We start from the raw sequence: 14006 nt of genomic DNA, 5'->3' as shown, positions 1-14006 counted from the left end.
CTTGCAAACATTCCTAATAAAAGGAGGTCTGCTCATTCAAGCTTTCCAAATAGCGTTCTTCGTAGTCATATAAAGGTGTTGGGTATTTCCCATCGAAGTAAGCTACACAAAGACCACCGTTTGGTGCATCGGTATCAATACCAATAGAATCAATCAAGCCATCAATGGACAAGTAGGTCAAGCTATCCGCACCAATAATCTCACAAGTTTCCTCTACTGTATGGTTGGCTGCGATCAGCTCCTCGCGGCTCTGAATATCAATTCCGTAGAAACATGGATAAGCCAGAGCTGGACTGGCAATTGCCACATGGACTTCAGTAGCCCCTGCTTCTTTCAACAATTTCACAATCCGACGAGAGGTCGTTCCACGTACAATAGAATCATCAATCATGACAACCCGTTTGCCTTTCACGACCCCAGATACGGCAGAGAGCTTCATCCGTACTCCTTGTTCCCGCAATTCCTGAGTCGGTTGGATAAAGGTCCGTTGGACATACTGATTCTTGATCAAGCCCATTTCATTTGGCAGACCGGATTCTTCCGCAAAGCCCATGGCCGCACTGAGAGAGGAGTTGGGAACCCCCACTACAATATCTGCTTGGTTCTTAAATTCTCGTGCTAACTGAGCGCCCATCCGCTTGCGAGCCGTATGGACGTTGACTCCTTGGATATTGGAATCAGGACGAGCAAAATAGATATACTCCATAGAACAAATCGCTAGTTGAGTATCATCCGTATAGCGATCATAGGTAATACCATTTTCATCGAAAATCACGAGCTCACCAGGATGCACATCTCGAATCCATTCTGCCCCAATCACCTCAAAGGCACAGGTTTCCGAAGAAACAACCAAGGCACCATTGGCCATTTTCCCGATAGAAAGAGGACGGAAGCCATTTGGGTCCAACGCCGCGATCAGCTTATCTTCAAACAGCATCAGATAAGCAAACCCACCTTTGACCGTATTGAGTGCTTCCTTGATTTTCCCCATAAAGGAAGGGTTGTGGCTCCGACGGATCAAGTGGGCCAGAATTTCTGAGTCAGAGGTCGAGCTAAAGATGGCTCCATTTTTTTCTAATTCCGATTTGAGCGATTGGGCATTGGTCAAATTCCCATTATGGGCCAGACCAAACTGCGTATCGTGAAAGCGGAAGAGGAAGGGTTGGATGTTATCCACAGACGCTTCCCCCGCTGTCGCATAGCGAACATGTCCAATAGCAGAAGATCCTGTCAATTTTTCAAGATTTAAAGGATTCCGAAAGACTTCTGAAAGCAGACCTGTATCCCGATGGCGTCTCAAGGTTCCTTGGTCATTGGCCAAGATGCCTGCCCCTTCTTGTCCCCGGTGTTGGAGACTGTGAAGGCCAAAATAGGTGAGTTTTGCTGCGTCTGGATGTCCCCAAATCCCAAAGACTCCACACTCTTCATTAAGAGATTTTACTTCGTATGTCATGTTGTATACCTTTTATTTTCCAGTAAAGTATTGAACCGCTGATGCAAAAAGATGTTGATCTTTATTTCCTGGAATATTTTGGAAGAGACCGTCTTCAAAACGTTCTGAGTGACCCATCTTCCCGATGATTTGACCGTTCTTGCTGGTAATTCCTTCGATGGCATGGACAGAACCATTTGGATTGTATTTAGAATCCATGCTTGGTTGGCCCTCAAAATCAACGTATTGGCTAAAGATTTGACCATTGTCACGAAGCTCTGCGAATTCCTCAGCTGTCACGACAAACTTCCCTTCACCGTGTGATACTGGGATAGCGTGGATGTCTCCAACTTCTACTCCCGCAAGCCATGGTGAGTTGGTATTGGCAATCCGTGTTTCCACCATCTTAGCCACGTGTTGGTTGGCATCATTGTAGAAGAGGGTTGGACTGGTACTGCTTGCATCTTCAAAGTTACCGTATGGAAGGAGACCTGATTTGACAAGAGCTTGGAATCCATTACAGATACCGATGATCAAGCCACCGCGTTCGATGAAGCTATCAATAGCCGAACGAACTTTTTCATTGAGCAAGATGTTAACGATAAATTTAGCTGATCCATCTGGTTCATCCGCTGCTGAGAAGCCACCTGCAAAGAAGATAATGTTGGCTTTTTCAATGTTGTCAACCATGGTGTCAACAGACTTGACAATCACCTCTTCATTCAGTGTGACAAATGGTACCAAGTTAACTTTTGCGCCTTCTTTTTCAAAGGCCTTAGCTGAATCGTACTCAGAGTTGGTACCTGGGAATACTGGGATGTAAACCACTGGTGTATCAACTGTTTCTTTAGCTTTAATCACAGCATCTGTTGCTACAGCAGGTACTTCTTCCAACTCAGTTGCTTGTGCAAATTCCGTTGGGTAAACTTCTTCCAATTTACCTTGGAAAGCACTGTCAAGTTTGTGTCCATCAAGCGTTACACCATTGACAGTAAGTGTAAAGTCAGCTACTGTTTGTCCGATCTTAGCAACACCTGCAATTTCTTCAGTCGATGTGAAGACGAATCCACCCAATTGGGCTGTCAAGCTAGTGTCAAGGTCAGCTAATTCGACGTTTGCTCCGATATGGTTCCCAAATGTTGCAAGGGCAAGAGCTTCAACCACACCACCATATTTAACAGCTGATGCGGCTGTCACTTTGTGGTCAGCTTGGATAGCTTCAAATTGAGCAAAGTTCGACTTGATGAGTCCAAAGTCAATTTCTTGTGCCAAAGCATGACCAGGAATGTAGTAAATATTTTCACCAGCAGCTTTGAATTCTGGAGAAAGAACCTTACGGCTATCTGCTGTTGTCACCCCAAAAGCAACCAAGGTTGGTGGTACGGTTAATTCTTCAAAGGTACCAGACATCGAGTCTTTACCACCGATAGATGGCAACCCAAGTTGAATCTGAGCTTCGATGGATCCAAGAAGAGCAGCTACTGGTTGACCAAAACGCTCTGCTTGTTTATCCATACGCTCGAAGTATTCTTGATAAGAGAAACGAGCCTTAGACCAGTTGGCACCAGCAGCAACCAAACGAGCAGTTGCTTCGATGACCGCATAAGCAGCACCATGATATGGAGACCAATCTGCGATATAAGGGTTGAACCCTTGCGCCATGACAGAAGCAGTTGTAGTCACACCATGTTGGACTGGCAATTTCTGTACAGAAGCTTCCGTTGGTGTGATTTGATAGCGACCACCAAGTGGGTGATTGACTGTTGAACGTCCAACCGAGCTATCAAAGATGGTTTGTAACCCTTTTTGACTGGCATGGTTCAGGTCAGCCAAGACTTCAAGAGTATCCGCTTCAAGGGTTTCAGCAGATGTTTGACGTTCTTCTGGAAGCTTGACATCCTTGTCAACCACCTTAGCATCTACAACCACACGTACACCGTTTGTATCAAGGAAACGACGTTCCAAATCAACGATGGTTTCACCATTCCAGTGCATGACAAGATTTGGTTTCTCCGTCACTGTCGCAACGACAACAGCATCAATATTTTCTTTGTTACATGCTGCAACGAAAGCATCTACATCTTCTGGACGAACCACTACAGCCATCCGCTCTTGAGATTCAGAGATAGCAATTTCTGTACCATTCAAGCCTTGGTATTTCAATGGCACTTTGTCTAGATCAATTTCAAGACCATCAGCCAATTCACCGATAGCCACACAGACACCACCAGCACCAAAGTCATTTGATTTCTTAATCAGACGTGTTACTTCCCCATTACGGAAAAGACGTTGAATCTTACGTTCTTCGATGGCATTCCCTTTTTGAACCTCAGCACCAGCTGTTTCAACAGATTCAACCGTTTGAACTTTAGATGAACCTGTCGCACCACCGACACCGTCACGTCCAGTCTTACCACCGAGTAAAATGATCACATCGCCTGCTTCAGGTTTTTCACGGACAACATTTCCCTTAGGAGCCGCACCGACAACTGCACCTAGCTCCATACGTTTTGCAACGAAACCTGGGTGGAAGTATTCACGAACATAAGTTGTCGCCAAACCAATTTGGTTCCCATATGAAGAATAACCATGAGCTGCTGTCTTAGAGATCACTTGTTGTGGCAATTTACCAGCACGAGTTGCTGAAATTGGAGCTGTAATATCACCAGCACCTGAGATACGCATGGCTTGGTAAACGTAGGAACGCCCTGACAATGGGTCACGAATGGCACCACCGATACAAGTAGCCGCTCCACCAAATGGTTCAATTTCCGTTGGGTGGTTGTGGGTTTCATTCTTGAACATGAGAAGCCATGGTTCTTTGACACCATTGACATCCACTTCAATTTCAACTGAGCAGGCATTGATTTCATCAGACACTTCCATGTCATCCAAACGACCATTAGCACGCTCATAACGGCCAAAAATAGTCGCCATATCCATCAAAGTTTGAGGTTTTTCTGTACGTCCCAACTCATCACGCATGGCAATATACTTGTCATAAGTCGCCTGCAATTGTTTTTCAAATTTAGAAGCTGAGAAGTCGATGTGTTTCAACTCAGTCTCGAAAGTGGTGTGACGGCAGTGGTCAGACCAGTAAGTATCCAACACCTTCAGTTCCGTCTCAGTTGGCACACGTCCAATAGACTTGAAGTAATCTTGAATGAAGAGAAGGTCATCCACTTCCATGGCCAATCCTTGCTCTGCCTTATACTGTGCAAAATCTTCTGCCGTATAAGTTTCAAAGAAATCCAAAGTTGAAATGGTCTTGTCAGACTCAGAGAAATCCTGTTTCGCAATGCCAACAGTGATATCTTTGAAACGAGAATCTACTGGGTTCAAAAGGTAGTTTTTGACAGCTTCCAACTCATTCGCATCAATATCCTTGTTAACTAAATATAATTGCGCTGTGCTCACTGTTACATCATTTGAACTACCAAGCAAAAGCAAAGCTTCTTGTGAAGATGCTGCACGTTGGTCAAATTGACCAGGCAAACTTTCGATCGCAAAGAAAGCATATTTCTCAAGATCAGCCTGAACTTCAGCTTCATCCAAAACAGTATCGGTCACTTGCTCAGAGAAGATATGTTTTTCCGCACGCGCAAACAAGTCCTCTGCCAAACCAAAGACATCGTAAACCTGAACAATCCGAAGATCCTTCAAGGTTTTCAACTGAAGATTATGCTGTAATTCTTTTACTAAAGAGTCCGATTTCACACGAAAATCAGCTTTTTTCTCAACGAAAATACGTTTATCCATTTTATTTCCTTTATTTCTATTCAAATAGGTTATCGAAGACGAAGGTTTTCCGTTTCAACCAAATTATTTCAAGTCTTGCAACTTCTCTAACACAACCTTATATACATCCGTTAGGCTGCCCAAGTCCCTACGGAAAACATCCTTGTCCATATGGTGCCCTTCCGCATCCCAAAGGCGGCAGTTGTCTGGTGAGAATTCGTCTGCCAAGATAATCTTGCCATCCTTATCAAAACCAAATTCCAATTTGAAGTCAATCAAGCGCAGACCAATTTGTGCAAACCAATCTTTCAGCAACTCATTGATACGACGCGTTTCTTCCTTGATATAAGCAATTTGTTCATCATTGGCAATATCCAAAAACTTCACATGCTCATCATTGATGAATGGATCATCCAACTCATCATTTTTGTAGTAAAATTCAACGATTGGAGTTTTCAAGTCCAAACCTTCTTCAACACCGAAACGTTTTGAGAAAGAACCCGCAGTCACATTACGAAGCACAACCTCCAAAGGAATGATGGTCACTTTCTTGTTCAATTGTTCGGTATCAGAAATACGCTCGATAAAGTGAGTCGCTACACCCGCAGCATTCAATTTTTCAAAAATAAGAGACGAAATCTGATTATTCAGCACACCTTTCCCCTCAATGGTCTCTTTGCGAGCTCCATTCAGCATGGTGGCCTGGTCCTTATAAACGGACTTAATCACATGTTCGTCTTCTGTACTATAAATATCTTTTGCTTTCCCCGTATAAATTAATTGATCGGACATCTTCTTGTTCGCCTTTCATCTTTTATCCCTTTCAGTGTATCACAGAGAGGTTGTTTTTTCAAGTTAAATCCGTATCTTGTTCGCTTGTAACACAAAAATAATAAGAGATTGAATCAAAAAGATTCAACCTCTTATTTTTAGATGTTTGTTTGTTCGTAAAATCCGAACTTTATTTGCTTGTTTTCTTCAAAACGTAGTCTACCATATCTCCAACAGTTGCCATGGCATCAATATCCTTGTCTGGAATATTAATTTGATAGGCTTCTTCCAAATAAATAATGTATTCCATGAGATCAACGGAATCCACTTCCAAGTCTTTTCGTAAATCCAAATCCAAAGAGACCTCATAGTCAGATCCCTTATTATCTTGAATCAACCCTTCAACTAGTTTAAAAATTTCTTGATGACGACTCATTTCTCTTCCTCCAATTCTGATAATTCAACCACAGATTTACGAATAACATCTGTTTCCAACATGGTCCGGATCTGGCGGATTGTGCTATAGACTGCCTTGGCATCACTAGAACCATGGGTTTTCACGACAGGGGCTTGCAAGCCAAACAAGACCGCACCTCCAACATCTGAATAATCCAAGGTCTTTTTCAAACCTCGTAGATCATTCTTCAAGAGGAAAGCTCCAATCTTAGCTTTCAACCCACCACCACTAAGGACCGTTTTCAACTGTTTAAATAGGCCCAGAGCAGTTCCTTCCATAGTCTTAAGGACAGCATTACCTGTAAATCCATCTGTCACAATGACGTCAGCAACTCCATCCATCAAGTCACGCGCTTCCACATTTCCTACAAAATTAAGAGAAGGATCCGCTGCTAATAGTTGATAGGTCTCCTTGCGTAGGGGATCCCCTTTGCTTTCCTCTGTTCCGTTATTTAAGAGACCGATACGAGGCCGCTTAATGCCACGGACATTCTCTGCATAATAGGCTCCCATAATCGCATATTGGTGCAAGTGTGTTGGCGTATTTTCAGCATTTGCCCCCAGATCCAACATATCATAGCCCTTCCCATCAAGGGTAGGAAGAGTCGACATCAAACCTGGACGATCGATGACCTTGATCCGACCAACAATAAAGTAACCAGAGGCAAGAAGAGCACCTGTATTCCCTGCAGAAAGCATAGCATCCGCTTCCCCATTCTTAACTGCATGAGCTGCTAAGACCATGCTAGCTTGCTTTTTCCGACGAATCGCACGAGTCGGCTCATCATCTGAGTTGATTTTCTCATCCGTATGGACGATGGTTACCCGCTCAGTTGCTGTCAGGTATTGCTTAATTTTAGCCTCATCTCCGTACAAAATGACTTCAATATCCTTAAATTCTTGTATGGCTTGATTGACCCCTTCTACTAGGGCCTGTGGAGCATGATCTCCACCCATTGCATCAACTGCAATTTTTTTCATTTCTTACCTCCAGACTGATCTTTTAAGATCTCTCCCCAGCTTCCCAGGGAATCAATAAATTTCTTAGCTTTTAGATGAATGCCGACATATTCATCATAGAGTTGGTCTAGGCACTTTCTCAACTCTTTCTTCATCGCATCATGGATGGAAATCGTCTCTAACTCACTAAATTTCACGGCTTGAAAACGATCCAGCAAATAGAGGGCATTTGGATCCCAGTGGGCCCGTCTTTCGTCACGATCATAATGATCTGGGCAAAGGACACCACCCAAGCGGAATGAAAAATCAAAAGGCAGCCCCACTCGATGACAGACACAACACTCATGGACGTTTAAGGCGACACCAAATCGGGATAAAATCTGCATTTCAAAAATATTGGTCAAGATTTCATAATCCAAGCCCCGATCCATCAATTGCAAGGTCTGCTCTAAAAAAGCAAATAAAGCTGGATCAGGTTGACGATCCTGTATACTAGCATCTGCCAAGGCCAGTATATAGGTTGCGTAGGAAAGACGAAAAAGATCTTGATTAATCACTTGGAAACTTTGAACCTCATGAATATCTTCGATATAGCTGAGTCCGTCATCATTGATTTTCAGATACATATCCGCTAAAGTCAAAGGTTGGATCATAGAATTCAACCGAGAACGATTGGCATGTTTCACGAAAAACATGAGCTTGCCAGCTTGCTCTGTAAAGATTTTAACCAGCTTATCATCCTCTCGGTAATCCCGATGGTAGAGGACGATGCCACGACTCTCAATGCTCTCCAGCATGTTCTTTCATAAACTCCTTCAACCGACTCATCGCTTCTTGGATCACTTCCATACTTGCTGCATAGGACAAGCGCACATAGCCTTCTCCATATGGGCCAAAAGCCATTCCTGGGATAAAGGCAACAGCCTTTTCTTGGGCTAGGAGCTTCAAAAAATCGAAGGAGTCTTGGTTATATCCTTGTGGGATCTTAGCAAAAATATAGAAGGCCCCATCCGGGCGGATAATATCAAAGCCCATGGCAGACATTTCTTTGATGATATAATCTCGACGCTCTATGTATTCCCGTTTCATCGGCTCTGCGTCGTCTTTACCAACCGTTAAGGCTTCAATGGCTGCATACTGGTTCATGGTCCCCGCCGCAGTCACCAAGTACTGATGACTCTTGATTAATTGAGCTGTCAAGGAAGCAGGCGCAAAGATAAAACCAAGTCTCCAGCCTGTCATAGCATGAGACTTAGATAAGCCATTGATAATAATGGCTTGGTCCCGTAGATAGGATCCCAAGGAAACGTGAGGCTGACCTGTGTAAGTTAATTCTGAATAGACCTCGTCACAAACGACAAAAACTTCATATTTCTTTAAAACACTAGCCAAATCCTGCATCTGCTCCTTAGAGTAGGTGACACCTGTCGGATTAGCTGGGTAGTTGAGAATAACCGCCTTGACGCGATCCCCTTGCTCTTCTAAGGCCTTTTCTAAAGCCTCTGGGCTGAGGATAAAGCGATTGTCTGTCGTATCGATTTCGACGACACTAGCCCCCATCAGTTTTATAATGGGTTCGTAACCAGGATAAGCAGGTGCTGGTAATAGCACTACATCTCCCGGTTCCAATATAGCCGTCAAGGTCGCAGAAAGGGCCTCCGTTGCCCCAATCGTGACCAAAATTTCATCCTCTGGTCGATACTGTAGGTTATATTTTTCAGCTACAAACTGACTAGCAGCTTCACGTAGAGCTAGCAAGCCACTCATCCCCGTATAATGGCTCTGGTTGGCGTCAATAGCCGCTTTTGCTGCTTCCTTTACATGATCTGGTGTCGTAAAGTCTGGCTCACCCAAGGTCAAACGTAAGACACCTGGAATAGAAGAAATGGCTTGGTCAAACTGACGAATCAAAGAAATCTCGATTCGATTCAAATTTTGATTAAACCGTTTTGTTAAATCCATAGCCACCTCCAAAAAAAGTTCTATCACCATTATACTATAAATGGAAAAGCATCGCAAAAAAGGGGCTAGCCCCAACTAAATTGATACAATAATGACCTTTCGCATCAAAAAAGGACTTAGCACATGCTAAATCCTCTCATTGAATAAATTTTCCAAATCTTTTCTATTCTTGACCACGTGTTGCAACATAATTCAACTGATCACCATGTTTCGCCAAGAAATCCTTCATTTCCGAATCCGGAATTTGACGAAGGTAGAGATTGGAACGAATCGTTTCATCTTCTTCACGACAAGTAGACAATACTAAGTACTTATCAGAAGCTTTGATTTTAATATTTGGATTCTTTGTCCGCGATCCTTCATAGTTATGCTTCAATTGGGTAGTGAAATCTTCATCATCCTTAAAGCTTGTACGGTAGAAAGCAGTCGTTTCAGGAACAATGACCAAACACATTGCTTCATAATAATACTTACGCTCAGGTGTTTCAATAACTACATAAGGATGTTGGTCAAAGTACTCTTGGTTATCATAGAAGTTAACATCGTTAAACATCCGATGATCTGCAACCTTGCTACCACGAGCATGACCGAATAACCAAGTCAACCGATCACTAAAATCTTTTTTGTTATCCGTATCCATGAAGACCGTACCTAAATACGGTTGATAGCCACCATCAAAAGTTTTATCCAAGTAAGTAGCATTATCACCCGTTTGAACTACTGGCTCATCTAACTCCGTACCAGGAGCATAAACATAAGCAATCGTCTCTGGATTGACTGCAGTAAATTGAGCAAAACGATTTGCTAAGTAATCTTTCTCCTCTTGACTAGGGGTATATTTTACCTCTTGTTTAGAACTAGTCGAACCGCTTGTAGATTTCGCAGTTTCCTGATGTGTTGATGTGGATTTTTGTTTACCAAATGGATTGAAGAAAATAAACCCAAGAACAAGTGCTACAACGGCTACTAAGGCAAAAAGAATTCCCAATCCCTTTCCTTTTGAAGTCGTCTGTTTCTCTGCTCGTTTCATAAATTAGAATTCTCCTAATAAGTATTCGATTTTTTCTAAAAAATACACTGAGCCCAAGGACCCAGTGTATTTTTATGAGCTAATTAATAATTAAATTATTTAACTGCGCTTGTTTTTGGAAGAGTTTTTTGTCCAGCAGCTGGAGCTTTTCCTTCTTCTTTTTTAGCGTCTTTCTTTCCTTCAGCTTTATCAGCTTTAGGACCTTTTTCACGAAGTACGAATTCGTTTTCGATAACGTTTCCTTTTGCATCTTTCTTAGGTTCTACAACTGCGTTGTTAGCTTCACCTGTTTTAGCTTTAGAGTTTTCTTGTTGAGCTACATCACCAAATGCTTTAGCTTCTTCAAGAGATGCTGGTTTATCAGTATCTACATAACCTGGTGCAAGAACGCCGTTAGGTCCACCAAATGGGATATCGTCTGCTGCGAAAACTGGTGCTGCTGCTGCAAATACTGCAAGTGCTGCTACTGATGATAATAAAACTTTTTTCATTGTTTTATCTCCTTTTTTCATTTTAAAAATATTTCGTTACTTCGTAACTAGTTTAAGTATACTACTATATCATATATCTGTCAACAAATTTTTTAGCTAATTTAAAACTTTTTTTAATTTTTTTTTAGGAAACAAACTATTTGATTTTCTAAGGCATTTTCCTTACTCTATTTGACTACACCACTCTTTGGCAAGGCCTTTTTGGGTAGACAAGGATCCAATCTATCCTCATTTTTTTGTGCTTCCTTCAGCAACTCCTCCCTCTGATTATTGATCTTACTTCCTTTTTTTAACCAGTTGAAAAACATATCTTTCCTTTCTTCAAAAAAGAGGTTTTTTATAACCTCTTTTTATATTTTTAAGATTTTTTCGCATTTCCAATTTCAAATAGAGGAGACAGAGGACGTTTTTCATGGATGCGGATAATCGCTTCTGCTAATAGTTTTGCGATGGAGATTTGTTCAATTTTATCGATTAAGCGCTCTTCAGGTAGGTAAATAGTGTCCAACACCACCAACTTCTTAATCGCTGATTTCTGAATATTGTCCATAGCTGGACCAGACAATACAGGGTGCGTACAACTTGCATAGACTTCCACTGCTCCTGCTTCAGCAAGTGCATCCGCAGCGTGGCAAATGGTTCCCGCAGTATCAATCATATCATCGATCAGGATACAAGTTTTCCCTTCAACGTTCCCAATGATATTCATGACTTCGCTGGTGTTCATTTTATCAACACTCCGACGTTTATCAATGATGGCGATCGGTGTTTTCAAAAATTCAGCTAGCTTGCGAGCACGAGTCACACCACCGTGGTCTGGACTAACTACCACATAGTCAGAACCAATCATGCCACGACGTTCAAAGTAGTCTGCAATCAATGGAGCCCCCATCAAATGATCCACTGGAATATCAAAGAACCCTTGAATCTGAGCTGCATGCAAATCAATGGTTAAGAGACGATCCACACCCGCAATCTCTAACATATTGGCAACCAATTTGGATGTAATCGGCTCACGAGCACGAGCTTTACGGTCTTGACGAGCATAACCATAATAGGGCATCACAACATTAATGGTTTGAGCACTGGCACGTTTTAGAGCGTCTACCATGATCAAAATTTCCATTAAATTATCATTAACAGGAGAGCTCGTAGATTGAAGAATATAAACCTCTTTACCACGAATAGACTCCTCAATATTGACCTGGATTTCCCCATCTGAAAATTGACGTACGGTCGACTTACCAAGTGGCAGTCCCATCTCCTTAGAGACACGTTCAGCCAAATCTTGGTTAGAAGATAAAGCAAACAGCATTAAATCCGAAAACGACATGATTTCCTCCACATAAATTTAACCACAATGTACGAATTGTACAAATCTTCTCTTTACCCATTGTAACCCTTTTTACATGATTTTTCAATCCATAATCCACCAAAAATTAAAATAGTAACTATAGTAAAAAACACCCACTAAAGCGGGTGTTTCAAATTCTTAGTTTGGATAGATATAAGTAAGTGATCCTTGTGCATTCACTGGGTTAAACCATCCACGGTAGTTCCCAATGCTACGGATACCTAAGTAGTTAGATTCAGATACTTGAATACTTGTAGGTGACTGAACAGCTGTAACAACTGCTACGTGTCCATATCCACCATCATTCCAACAAGCAATCGCTCCAACTTGTGGTTGGCTACCAGTACGGAATCCAGCAGCTGCTGCACTTGCAGCCCACTGTGCTCCATTCCCCCAGTAATCACCAGCCCAAGGAGCCAATACTTTGGCACCCCAAGTACATTCACCTACTGGATATGAACTTGCAGATGAGCTGTAAGTTGGACGACTAGTTGCAGCAGGTGTAGCGACAGTTTGAGTTTGAACTGCTGGTGCTGCAGGAGTTGCAACAGTTGCTTGAGGTTGTGCTGGATCAGCTGCTGGTGTTTGAGTAGCAGCCTGAACTTGTGCTTGCAAGTTCGTATTAGCAGATGCTTCTACAGCCTTACGTTGCTCTTCTTGTTGTGCGCGATATGCTGCTTCAGCTGCTGCTGCTTCAGCTGCTGCTTTTTCTGCAGCCGCTTTTTCTGCAAGTAAGGCATTCTTTTCATTTTCTGCAGTTGATTTTTCAGCTGCCAAATTCAATTGTGCAACCTTCAACTCAGCTTCCTTAGTTGCCAAAGCTTGTTCATCGTCATTTAACTGTTGTTGGTTAGCAATAACGGTATTAATTGCATCGTTGTTTTCTTTTTGCTTCGCATCGATAGCTTCTTTATCGCGTTTTTGCTCTTCCAACATTTTGTTGTTGGCGCTAGCAATTTCGTTCATTGCAGAAACACGTGAAATAGCTTCAGTCAAAGAACCAGAACTTACAATAGCATTAATGTAGCTTGTAGCAGTTCCTGTTGTTTGAGCACTACGTGCTTGGTTCGCCAATGAGTCTTGACGAGCTACAATGTTTTTAGAAAGTTCTTCAATCTCAGCAGAAAGACGAGCAGACTCTTCATTCAAACGTTCATTCTCAGCTTTAAGACTTTCTTGTTGTTTTTTGATTTCAGAAACTTGAGATTGAATTTGATTAACTTCTGCTTGTGCACTTTGTTCTTTTGAACTCAAATCAGCAATCTTACTATCTTGTACTGCGATTTTATCATCAGTAGAATCAGCTCCTACAGAAATAACTGTACCTACTTGTGATAAAGCAACTGTACTAAGTAAAATAGTCGTTAATAATTTTTTCTTCATAAAATAAAAGACTCCTTCATATAAGACACTAACTAGTATAACAGAAAATGAAAGATTTTATATTACGCCTTTGTTACAATTTTATTTCTATTGATGTATCAAAGTAACAAAAAAAGTTAGCTAGAAAGCTAACTTGATTCCGTACGGAGAATGGGGGATTCGAACCCCCGCGCCAGTTACCCGACCTAACGATTTAGCAAACCGTCCTCTTCAGCCTCTTGAGTAATTCTCCAAAATGGGCACGAGTGGACTCGAACCACCGACCTCACGCTTATCAGGCGTGCGCTCTAACCACCTGAGCTACGCGCCCAAGTTAAAAACTTGGTAATGAACAAATGTTCAAAGCGGGTGACGAGAATCGAACTCGCGACAACAGCTTGGAAGGCTGTAGTTTTACCACTAAACTACACCCGCTTATTATTAAAGAAA

11 protein-coding genes and 3 tRNA genes are annotated in these 14006 nt (G+C 42.1%); all 14 read right to left on the bottom strand.

All coding sequences use genetic code 11. From position 1 onward, the window contains the following. Window positions 1-13: 13 nt before the first annotated feature. The 14 genes from purF to AC3E6G_RS08760 all read right to left on the bottom strand — a co-directional run bounded on the left by purF (window position 14) and on the right by AC3E6G_RS08760 (window position 13991). The gene (gene purF, locus AC3E6G_RS08825) at window positions 14-1453 is read right to left on the bottom strand and encodes an amidophosphoribosyltransferase (protein ID WP_048687883.1); all 1440 of its coding nucleotides are present in this window, start codon (window positions 1451-1453) and stop codon (window positions 14-16) included. Between the two features lie 12 nt (window positions 1454-1465). Beyond that, window positions 1466-5191, bottom strand: a complete 3726-nt coding sequence (locus AC3E6G_RS08820; RefSeq protein ID WP_490700837.1) for a phosphoribosylformylglycinamidine synthase — start codon at window positions 5189-5191, stop codon at window positions 1466-1468. A gap of 63 nt (window positions 5192-5254) precedes the next feature. Then, window positions 5255-5962, bottom strand: coding sequence for a phosphoribosylaminoimidazolesuccinocarboxamide synthase (purC, locus tag AC3E6G_RS08815; protein ID WP_490700836.1), 708 nt, complete (start codon window positions 5960-5962; stop codon window positions 5255-5257). 169 nt (window positions 5963-6131) lie between these two features. Continuing rightward, a complete protein-coding gene (locus tag AC3E6G_RS08810) occupies window positions 6132-6377 on the bottom strand; it encodes a phosphopantetheine-binding protein (protein ID WP_048687889.1) in 246 nt (81 codons plus the stop codon). Next, window positions 6374-7378: a phosphate acyltransferase PlsX gene (plsX, locus tag AC3E6G_RS08805; RefSeq protein WP_490700835.1), complete on the bottom strand. Its 1005-nt coding sequence runs from the start codon at window positions 7376-7378 to the stop codon at window positions 6374-6376. The genes AC3E6G_RS08810 and plsX overlap by 4 nt, the downstream gene beginning before the upstream one ends. Then, window positions 7375-8154, bottom strand: a complete 780-nt coding sequence (recO, locus tag AC3E6G_RS08800; RefSeq protein ID WP_285338575.1) for a DNA repair protein RecO — start codon at window positions 8152-8154, stop codon at window positions 7375-7377. Before recO ends, plsX begins: the two co-directional genes overlap by 4 nt. Continuing rightward, window positions 8138-9319 carry a pyridoxal phosphate-dependent aminotransferase gene (locus AC3E6G_RS08795; protein WP_414281777.1) on the bottom strand — a complete coding sequence of 394 codons (1182 nt, stop codon included), beginning with the start codon at window positions 9317-9319 and terminating at the stop codon, window positions 8138-8140. The genes recO and AC3E6G_RS08795 overlap by 17 nt, the downstream gene beginning before the upstream one ends. Window positions 9320-9482: 163 nt before the next feature. After that, window positions 9483-10349 carry a class B sortase, LPKTxAVK-specific gene (srtB, locus tag AC3E6G_RS08790; protein WP_285338573.1) on the bottom strand — a complete coding sequence of 289 codons (867 nt, stop codon included), beginning with the start codon at window positions 10347-10349 and terminating at the stop codon, window positions 9483-9485. 95 nt (window positions 10350-10444) lie between these two features. Further along, window positions 10445-10840 carry an LPKTxAVK-anchored surface protein gene (locus AC3E6G_RS08785; protein ID WP_414289092.1) on the bottom strand — a complete coding sequence of 132 codons (396 nt, stop codon included), beginning with the start codon at window positions 10838-10840 and terminating at the stop codon, window positions 10445-10447. 358 nt (window positions 10841-11198) lie between these two features. Further along, the gene (locus tag AC3E6G_RS08780) at window positions 11199-12173 is read right to left on the bottom strand and encodes a ribose-phosphate diphosphokinase (protein ID WP_023027441.1); all 975 of its coding nucleotides are present in this window, start codon (window positions 12171-12173) and stop codon (window positions 11199-11201) included. Window positions 12174-12332: 159 nt separating this feature from the next. Then, complete coding sequence (pcsB, locus tag AC3E6G_RS08775; RefSeq protein ID WP_490700834.1) at window positions 12333-13577, bottom strand: peptidoglycan hydrolase PcsB; 1245 nt, start codon at window positions 13575-13577, stop codon at window positions 12333-12335. 144 nt (window positions 13578-13721) lie between these two features. Then, window positions 13722-13809: transfer RNA gene (locus tag AC3E6G_RS08770), tRNA-Ser, on the bottom strand. A 4-nt stretch (window positions 13810-13813) separates the two neighbouring features. Beyond that, window positions 13814-13887, bottom strand: a tRNA-Ile gene (locus AC3E6G_RS08765). Window positions 13888-13920: 33 nt separating this feature from the next. Beyond that, window positions 13921-13991 (bottom strand) — tRNA-Gly (locus AC3E6G_RS08760). Window positions 13992-14006 lie beyond the last annotated feature (15 nt).

Source organism: Streptococcus sp. SCPM-O-B-23252 (M501) (assembly GCF_058200355.1).
The sequence above is the reverse complement of the archived record's forward strand: the minus strand, read 5'-3'. Positions and strand labels throughout refer to the sequence as shown.